The 8,025-nt window shown below is 68.0% G+C and carries 10 protein-coding genes; all 10 read left to right on the top strand.

Translation table 11 applies throughout. The annotated features are described in order from the left end of the window. Nucleotides 1-723 (top strand): hypothetical protein (locus tag Ato02nite_RS02765; RefSeq protein WP_213004741.1); only part of this gene is annotated, 723 nt, incomplete at its 5' end. 30 nt (nucleotides 724-753) lie between these two features. Continuing rightward, complete coding sequence (locus tag Ato02nite_RS02760; RefSeq protein ID WP_213004740.1) at nucleotides 754-1,500, top strand: hypothetical protein; 747 nt, start codon at nucleotides 754-756, stop codon at nucleotides 1,498-1,500. Between the two features lie 15 nt (nucleotides 1,501-1,515). Next, nucleotides 1,516-1,893, top strand: coding sequence for a hypothetical protein (locus tag Ato02nite_RS02755; protein WP_213004739.1), 378 nt, complete (start codon nucleotides 1,516-1,518; stop codon nucleotides 1,891-1,893). Continuing rightward, nucleotides 1,890-2,288, top strand: a complete 399-nt coding sequence (locus Ato02nite_RS02750) for a hypothetical protein (RefSeq protein ID WP_213004738.1) — start codon at nucleotides 1,890-1,892, stop codon at nucleotides 2,286-2,288. The genes Ato02nite_RS02755 and Ato02nite_RS02750 overlap by 4 nt, the downstream gene beginning before the upstream one ends. Nucleotides 2,289-2,348: 60 nt before the next feature. Beyond that, the gene (locus Ato02nite_RS02745; RefSeq protein WP_213004737.1) at nucleotides 2,349-2,861 is read left to right on the top strand and encodes a hypothetical protein; all 513 of its coding nucleotides are present in this window, start codon (nucleotides 2,349-2,351) and stop codon (nucleotides 2,859-2,861) included. Nucleotides 2,862-2,947: 86 nt separating this feature from the next. After that, a complete protein-coding gene (locus Ato02nite_RS02740; RefSeq protein ID WP_213004736.1) occupies nucleotides 2,948-3,517 on the top strand; it encodes a phage tail tube protein in 570 nt (189 codons plus the stop codon). 124 nt (nucleotides 3,518-3,641) lie between these two features. Next, nucleotides 3,642-3,968 carry a hypothetical protein gene (locus tag Ato02nite_RS02735; RefSeq protein WP_213004735.1) on the top strand — a complete coding sequence of 109 codons (327 nt, stop codon included), beginning with the start codon at nucleotides 3,642-3,644 and terminating at the stop codon, nucleotides 3,966-3,968. Next, on the top strand, nucleotides 3,965-4,519 hold the full coding sequence (locus Ato02nite_RS02730; protein ID WP_213004734.1) for a hypothetical protein: 555 nt from the start codon (nucleotides 3,965-3,967) through the stop codon (nucleotides 4,517-4,519). The genes Ato02nite_RS02735 and Ato02nite_RS02730 overlap by 4 nt, the downstream gene beginning before the upstream one ends. Before the next feature lie 71 nt (nucleotides 4,520-4,590). Next, entirely contained in the window at nucleotides 4,591-4,794 is a 204-nt protein-coding gene (locus Ato02nite_RS02725; RefSeq protein WP_213004733.1) for a hypothetical protein, read from the top strand. An 18-nt stretch (nucleotides 4,795-4,812) separates the two neighbouring features. Further along, on the top strand, nucleotides 4,813-8,013 hold the full coding sequence (locus Ato02nite_RS02720) for an HlyD family secretion protein (protein WP_213004732.1): 3,201 nt from the start codon (nucleotides 4,813-4,815) through the stop codon (nucleotides 8,011-8,013). The last annotated feature ends 12 nt before the right edge of the window (nucleotides 8,014-8,025 follow it).

Below are 8,025 nucleotides of genomic sequence, written 5' to 3'. Positions count from 1 at the left end.
GGCTCAGACCTGACCGCCGGGGCGACGCGCGTGCAACAAGGCGCCGTGGCGATGACCGCAGGTTCGACGCTGGCCGCAGCAGGTGTCACCAGCTCCGGGAGCACTGCACAACTCACCGCCGCGTCGACACTCACGACCGCCGGGGCCGTCACAGCAGCAGGCGCGGTGGCACTTTCGGCCATCTCGGCCCTGACGTCGTCGGCCACCGCCACGACGGCGGGCGCAGCAGCCCTCACTGCGGCTTCGTCGCTGACCAGCGCGGCAACCGTCACCCCGTCCAGCGGTGCCGCAATGACCGCTACCAGCGGACTCACCGCAGGTGGCCTGGTCACCGCCGCAGGGGCAGCAGTACTCACCAGCGCTTCCGGGCTCACAGCGTCCGCAGTGACGGTCAAGGCGGGAGCCGCGAGCCTCACCGCGGGCAGTCAGCTCACCGCCGCCGGCGTGCCGATCCGATCTGGCACGTCGGGCATGACCGCAGCCAGCGCGATGGTCGCAGCTGCTGCAACGACCTCGAGCGGCAGCGCCGACCTTGTCTCCGCGACGAACCTCAACAGTGACGGCTTCGCCCAGCGGCCGGCCACTGCGCAACTGGCCGCCGCGTCAGCGCTCACAGCCACTGCTTCCGGTGTGCCCTCCTACGTTCCGCGCTGGCGGCCCATTCTGCGCGCGGGTACTCGCCGGTCCCGGCTGCTGGCCGGCGCGACCCGCGGCATCGAGTAGATCGGGGGCGTGGTGGCAACAGATGTGGGTGTGGGTGACGCCGAGCTTCCCTTCCTGGAAGTGGCGCCGGCCGACAACACGACCGTGGCGACGCTGACCGTTACCGCCCCGAACGGAACCAGCACCTCGGTCGCCGTGTCTCCCGACGTCCTGGTGCCGATCCCGGACACCAGCCCCGTCGAGTACACGCAGACGTGGACCGCCGACCAGCCCGTCGAGTATTCGGCGGCCGGGCGCTGGGTGCTGCGATGGGCGGTGTCTGGCACTGGTGAGGGCGCCGAGGACTTCGAGGTCTACGTCGTCCAGTCCGCGACGTCGGGTGGGCCGACCTGGTGGCCGGGCAGGTCAAGAGTCGCGAACTACGTACCGCATCGGACGCTGCAACGTTCGCTGTCGACCAGCCAGAGCAGCGAAGACGTCTACGAGATGAGCTTCGGCACAGACACCACACCCACGGGGCTGCAGGTCGACCGCCTGATCGCCGACGGCGCCGCATGGGTGAGCGCTCGGGCCGCACCCCTGGCCGACTCGATGGGCCCTGCAGCATCCGTTGTGGTCGCCCTGTACGCAGCGGCGGCCATCGAACGCGGTTATCCCGACGACGACCAGTCACTGCAACGCGCCAACGACCTCGAAAAGCGCCTCGACGTCATGCTCAAGGACCTCATCGACGCGAACAATGCCAGCAACGGCACCGATGATTTCGGCCTGGAAGTGGCACCGATGTGGCAATTCCCGCCCGCCGACTGCCGCTGGGACTACTCCACCTACTGGTGACGCAGGAGGTGCGCGATGCGGGTGAAGGTGCGCATCAACCGGGCCGGGATCAACGCGGCCACCCAGCTCGAGGGCGTCTACCGGAACCTGGAGAAGCGTGGCGACCGGGTCATCTCCGCCGCCGGCTTCTCGGTGATCGAACGATCCGGCGCCTACCGGAGAGGGCTGCGGCGGGACCGAATCCGGGTGCGCGGCAGGGGCGGTGTGCGGGTGACCGCGACGGCCGGCCACAGTGCGGTGCTCGAGCTCGGCTCACGACCCCACATCATCGAACCGAAGACCAAGAAGGCACTGGCCTGGCCGGGCGGCGCTCATCCAGTACGCCGCGTCCACCACCCCGGCACGAAGGCACGGCACACACTGCGCAACGCGTTGAAGGCGGCACGGCTGTGACCGGCCTGAGCTACGCAGACCCGGAGATCCTCGTCGGCGAGTGGCTGAAAGAGCAGCTCGCCATGACGAAGGTGTGGATGGATCCGAGCCCGCCACCTAACGCCTGGACAACAGCGGCGTGGCTGTGGGTGCAGCGTGCGCAGGGCGGCGAGGCGTTGGCCCTTACTCTCGATGACGTCCTCCTCGACATCGGGGCCTATGCGGCGAATGCCGACCACGCGCGGAAGCTCGCCAACAAGGTGTGGCCGGCGATGACCCTGGACCTGCCGCGCACCACATTCGAAAGCGGCGTGTTCGTGACCGGGGTGACGTGCACCGTCCGGCCTTTCTGGGCGCCGGACCCGAAGTTTCGCCGTGAGGCCACGTACCGCGTGATCCTGCACGGCCTCATCTGATCCACCGATTGTTCTCACCCGGCGCGGTCCGCCGGGCCTTCACTATGCCCGGAGGAATTCATGCCACTGACCAGCAGGCTCACGCTCGCGGTGACCGCTTCTCAGACTGCGGCCCTCGACCTCGGCACCGCCGTCGCGAACGTGGCCAAGTCCTACACCGCCGACCTCGCGAACGGTACCGCCGCCGGACAGGCCGACAAGATCTTCCACGACACCCGCACCCTCGCCGCGTCCGCGAACGAGGATCTCGACCTCGCCGGTGTACTCACCGACGCGCTCGGCGGAGCACTGACCTTCGTGCGGATCAAGGCTCTGATCATCGCGGCGGCGGCAGGCAACACCAACAACGTGATCGTCGGCGGAGCGGCGTCGAACGGGTTCATCACCTGGGTCGGCGCTGCGACCCACACGATCGCCGTCCGGCCCGGTGCCGTCCTGTCATTGGTGGCAGGTGCGGCCGACGCGACCGGCTACGTGGTAACCGCCGCGACGGGAGACCTGCTGAGGGTGGCGAACTCGTCGTCGGGCAGCACGGTCACCTACGACATCATCGTGGTCGGTTGCTCCGCGTAGTTCGACCTCTTTCTTCCGCATTCCTGGTTTTTTCTCCCGGCGCCATTCGACCGCCGGGCCTCTGCCATGCCTGAAGGAGGCTGACTATGGCGGTCCCCGCTCCGGATATCACCAAGCTGCGCGCGTATGTGGATGGCGCCGTCTACTGCACGAACTTCGGTGTCACCAACGCTATGGCGCCGATCGATGCGTCCAGCTCGGTTGACACTGCCTTCAAGGCGATCGGCGGTGTGACGGACGACGGTCTGACCGAGACGACGTCGCAGGATCGGACGAAGATCTTCCTGTGGCAGAAGAACCAGCTTGCCCGCCAGATCACCGGAGAGTACGAGAAGGTTTTCAAATTCGCTGCGGCTGAGACCAACCTGATCACCCTCGGTGTCCAGTACGGCGGATCCACCATCACCCAGACCGCCGAAGGCGTCAGCATCGCCGAAAACCCGCCCGGGTCCGACATCCGGCAGTGGATCCTGCACGGCATCGACGGCAACAAGGCCGAGCGCGTCTACATCCCCCTCGGCGAGGTCACCAGTCGAGGCGACAAGATCTGGTCGTCGGGCGCAATCACGATCTACGAGTGGGAACTCACCGCGTACCTCGACCTGGCAGGCCATCCATGTTACCGGTGGATCTTGGATTCTGCTCTCGCCCTCTGACCGGCAACAGCCGCTGACGCCGACCCGAACCCGGGCGGCGTTTTTCATACCCCCGATCGACGCAGCCGGTCCCACGCGGGAGGCCGGCTGCGTCTTTTATCCCGCGATCCCGCGAAGGAGAACCATGACCACCGAAGTGAACGTCGAGGTCGTCCGCTCGGACGAAGGCGCACTGACCGCCGCCGTCAACGGCGCCGTTGTGCCGCTGCTGGACTACGAGTTGGCCACCGATGAGGACACCGCCGAGCCGCTGCTGAAGCTGCTGCTCGCCCCGAGCTCGTTCGCGGTCCGCAACGACGCGAAGGCGAACGACCTGCCCGTGCCGTCGGCACCGAAGGCGCACCTGAAGGTGTGGGGTGCGCCGGACCGTGACCCGCGTGAGGGTCTCCCCGGCTGGCCGCCCCCGTCGATCGGCGAACAGGTGGCGGCGAACGCCGAGGCGGGCGCATGACCAGCCTGGATGCGATGCTGGCCGAGGTGGAGGAGTTCGACGACCTCGACGCCGCCTACGCGGAGATCCGCCGCAAGCCGTATGGGTTCGTGTACTCCGGCCAGCGGTGGGTGCTGCCACACATCGGAGAACTCGACCGCCGCATTCAGGCCGAATTGGAGAACGCCGAGTCGCTGACGTTCGACCAGATCGACAACTTGTTCCGGCGGTTGTTCGGCCCTGAGCAGGCGGCCCGCTGGGAGCAGGTGGAGCAGCCCGGCTCGAAGATCGAACTGTTCTTTCAGCGGTGGATCGCTCACTCGGGTGTGAAGCCGGGGGAAGAGCAGGCCTCGAGCGGCTCCTCCGGGAGCACTGGAAAGAGCTCGAGGCCGACTTCCGGCGCCACTACGGGCTCCGCCTCTCGCAAGCGGTCCACGGCGAAGAAACCAGCCAAGCGGGCGCCACGCAAGGCTGCCCCCACGGCTGCACAGCTCGCGCAGCAGGCGGATGCGGAGTGGCTCGCCAAGCATCAAGCTCTGGCCGCCTCCCCGCCCGGGAACTCCTCAACCTGATCCACGGCCTGGCCGGCTACGAGGATTCGCTGCTGCACCGCAAACTGCGCGGGCCGATGGCGGCATGGGACATGACGGCGCTGCTGCTGCGGCAGATCGACCTGCGGCTGGCCGGGGCGAATTGGCAGCGCGGCGGCGGCAAGGGCACGAAGCCTAAACCGATCGAGCTCCCCGACCGGCAAGGTCGCGGCGACCGGCCGGCCGCGGTGAAGGCGCCTGGCGGCAATGTGGCAACCCGGCTGCGGAATCTCGGGCTGCTCCCACCTGGCGCGTGACCTGGCTCGGGGGTGGCTGTGACCTCCCCCGTGGTCGGCTCCGTCTCGGTTGAGATTCTGGCCGAGGGTAAAGCCCTGGCGAAGAGTCTCCGTCAGGAGATCGAGTCCGCGTTCAAGGGCTTGAACCTGGGCAAGCAGATCCGCGACTCAGTCGGCACTGTCCGTGTGCCGGTCGAGGTGGACGTCGACAACCAGACGGTGTCGGACCGGCTGCGCGGCCAGAAGATCCCCGTCCAGCTGGACCCGGACACTGCCACCTTCGAGGCACGGTTGCGTGCCCTGCTGGCCCGGACGAAGACCCAGAAGATCAAGGTCGACGTCGACCAGAAGAGCCTCAACTCGCTCACGTCCAGCCTGAAGGGCCTGACTCCGAGCCTCGGCGGGGTCAGCACGGCTGTCGGTGGCTTGGCCCGCGGTTTCACCCAACTGCTGTCCGCCGGTCTGCCGGTGGGTTCGCAGCTGGGCGCGTCACTGTCTGCCGCGGTAGGCCCGGTCGGCGCGATCGTGTCGGCGTTGACGGCCGCCGCGGTGGCGATGGGTGCCCTGTCGGCGGCGGCGATCCTGGCCGGCCCGGCACTGCTGGCGGCAGCGGGTGCTGCGGCCGCGATCCCGGCGGCCCTGTCGGGGCTGGGTGCCGTGGTGGGCACCCTCGGTCTCGGTTTCAAGGGCATTTCGGAGGCGTTCAAGCCGAAGTCGGGTGGTGGCGGGGGCGGCGCGGCCGGTCAGGCAGCGCAGCAGGCCCGCCAGATCGCGTCCGCGTCACGGGCGGTGGAGGCGGCCAAGCGGGGCATCGTCTCGGCGAACCGTGGACTGGAGGCGTCCGAACGGTCTCTGGCTGCGGCGCAGCGTGGGGTGGCTCAGGCCCAGCAGTCCCTGGTCGACGCCGAGCAGCGGGTCGTGCAGGCTCAGCAGCGTGCCACCTCCGCGCAGGAGGCGGTCAATCGGGCGCGGCGTGAGGCCAAGGAAGACATCGAGGACCTCAACCGCAGCCTGCGTGGCGCCCAGCTGGGTGAGAAGGAGGCCGCGCAGGCCGTCGAGGACGCCCTGCGAGACCTCAACTCGGTGAAGCTGACCGGGAAAATCCCCGACATTGTGCGGGCGCAGAACGCCTACGACCGGGCGGTCCTCAGCTTGGAGGAAGCCCAGGACGCGACCGGGGACCTCCAGGAGCAGTCCGACGAGTCGGCCAAGGCCGGCGTCGAAGGCTCCGACAAGGTCCAGAACGCGCTGAAGGACCAGGCCGACGCGTACGCCGCGGTGGTGGACGCCCAGAAGGGTGTGCTGGATGCGCAGAACGGCATCCTCGACGCAGCCGACTCCCTCGCCTCGGCGCAGGACGGTGTGGCATCGGCCCTGGACGGGGTCAAGTCGGCTGCCGACGGGCTGAAGAGCGCCCAAGAGGGTCTGGCCGCGGCCCAGGAGAAGACCGCGTCGGGTGCGGGCGGGGTGGCCAAAGAGGTCATCAAACTGGCCCCGGCCGCGCAGAAGTTCGTGGATGCGATCAAGTCGCTGAAGCCCGCATTCGAGGCGTTGCGCCTCGACGTGCAGGAGCGCCTGTTCCGCAACCTGGATCAGACGGTGCTGCAGGTGGGCCGGGCGTGGATCCCTGCGCTGAGGACCACCTTGGGCAGCTACGCGGACACGTTCAACCAGTTCTTCCGCGACCTCGGCACGAGCATCACCACCCCGAAGTTCATCTCCGACATCCAGGCCGGCGCCGAGGGTGCCCGGCAGGGCATCGCCCGGATCGGCGACAGCATCACCACGTCGCTGGTGCCCGCGTTCGGGGCACTGTCGAAGGCGGCCGGGCCGTTCCTGGAGAAGCTGGGCGAGGAGATCGCCGGGATTGTCGAGCAGTTCTCCAACTGGGTGCTGCGGGCTGAGCAGTCCGGCGCACTGCAGAACTTCTTTACCCGCGCTGGCGAGGCCCTGCACGACATTTTCACCACCGGCAAGCGGGTCACCCAGATCATCGGCGACATCTTCCAGATCCTCACCGGGTCGGAGGGCCAGCAGGGCAGCGCGATCGACTCGTTCAACCGGGGACTCGAAAAGGTCCACGAATTCCTGTCGGACCCGAAGAACCAGGCACAACTGCGCGGGTTCGTTGACGACCTGAAGGAAGGCCTCACCAAGTTCGGTGAGGCTGCCAAGACGGTCAACGACTTCCTGAAGAAGCTCGAAGGCGACAACGAGGGCGAGAGCGCCGGCAAAACCATCGGCCGGGCGATCGTGTCCGGGATCGCCGCGGGCATCAAAGAGGCGTTCCTGTTCAACCTCGAGAACATCGTGCCCTACTTCGGGCCGTTCGGGCCGCTGGTCATCGGTGTCAAGAAGATTCTGGGGATCAAGTCCCCGTCGACAGTGTTCGCCGAGATCGGCCACAACATCGTCGAAGGTCTGATCGGCGGCATCGGCGACAAGCTGGGCGCGCTGGCTGACACGGCCGGGCGGATCAAGAACGCGGTGGTCGACAAGCTGAAGGACGCCGGATCGTGGCTGGTCAACAACGGCCGGTCCGCGGTCAACGGGCTGGCCGAGGCGATCCGGGAACGGTTCCCGGCGCTGGCCTCCACGGCAGGGTCGGTGAAGTCGACCGTGGTCGGGGCGATCACCAACGCGGGCACGTGGCTGTACAGCCACGGTCAGGCAGCCACCAACTCCTTGGCGAACGGGATCAAGTCCCTCGCGGGCAACGTCGGGATCACCGCCGGGAACCTGCGGGTGCCGGTCTACAACGCCCTCGCGAAGGACGCCAATTCCCTGTTGTACTCGCCGGGTCAGGCGATCGCGCTCGGGTTGGCGCGCGGTATCGACTCGATGGGTGCCCGGATCGGGGCGAGCGTCGCCAACCTGGCCAACCAGGTGGCGGACCGGCTGAACGCCGCGCTGCAGGTGCACTCACCGTCCCGGGTTACCTGGCGGACGGGCCTGGCGGTCGGTGAGGGTTTGGCGCTGGGTATCGAGGACCGGTCGGCACAAGTCGAGGCGGCAGCCAGCCAGCTCGCCGCGCTTGCTGTTCCGCAGGTGGACGACGCCACCCTGGGGATCAGTGCACAGACGGATGCACTCTCGCGGAACCTGTCGGTAGCCGATTCCAAGTCGTTGCTGCTGGGCTGGAAACGGGACGCGACCGGTAACAAGCTGCTGGACGCGATCGCCTCAATGATCGACCTGGAGTTCAACGGCGATGTCACCGCGGCTTTGAGCCGGACGTGATGGCGGGGCGGT

This window comes from Paractinoplanes toevensis, assembly GCF_018332695.1.
Classification (GTDB): domain Bacteria; phylum Actinomycetota; class Actinomycetes; order Mycobacteriales; family Micromonosporaceae; genus Actinoplanes; species Actinoplanes toevensis.
This window is presented reverse-complemented; position numbering and strand designations above follow the sequence as displayed.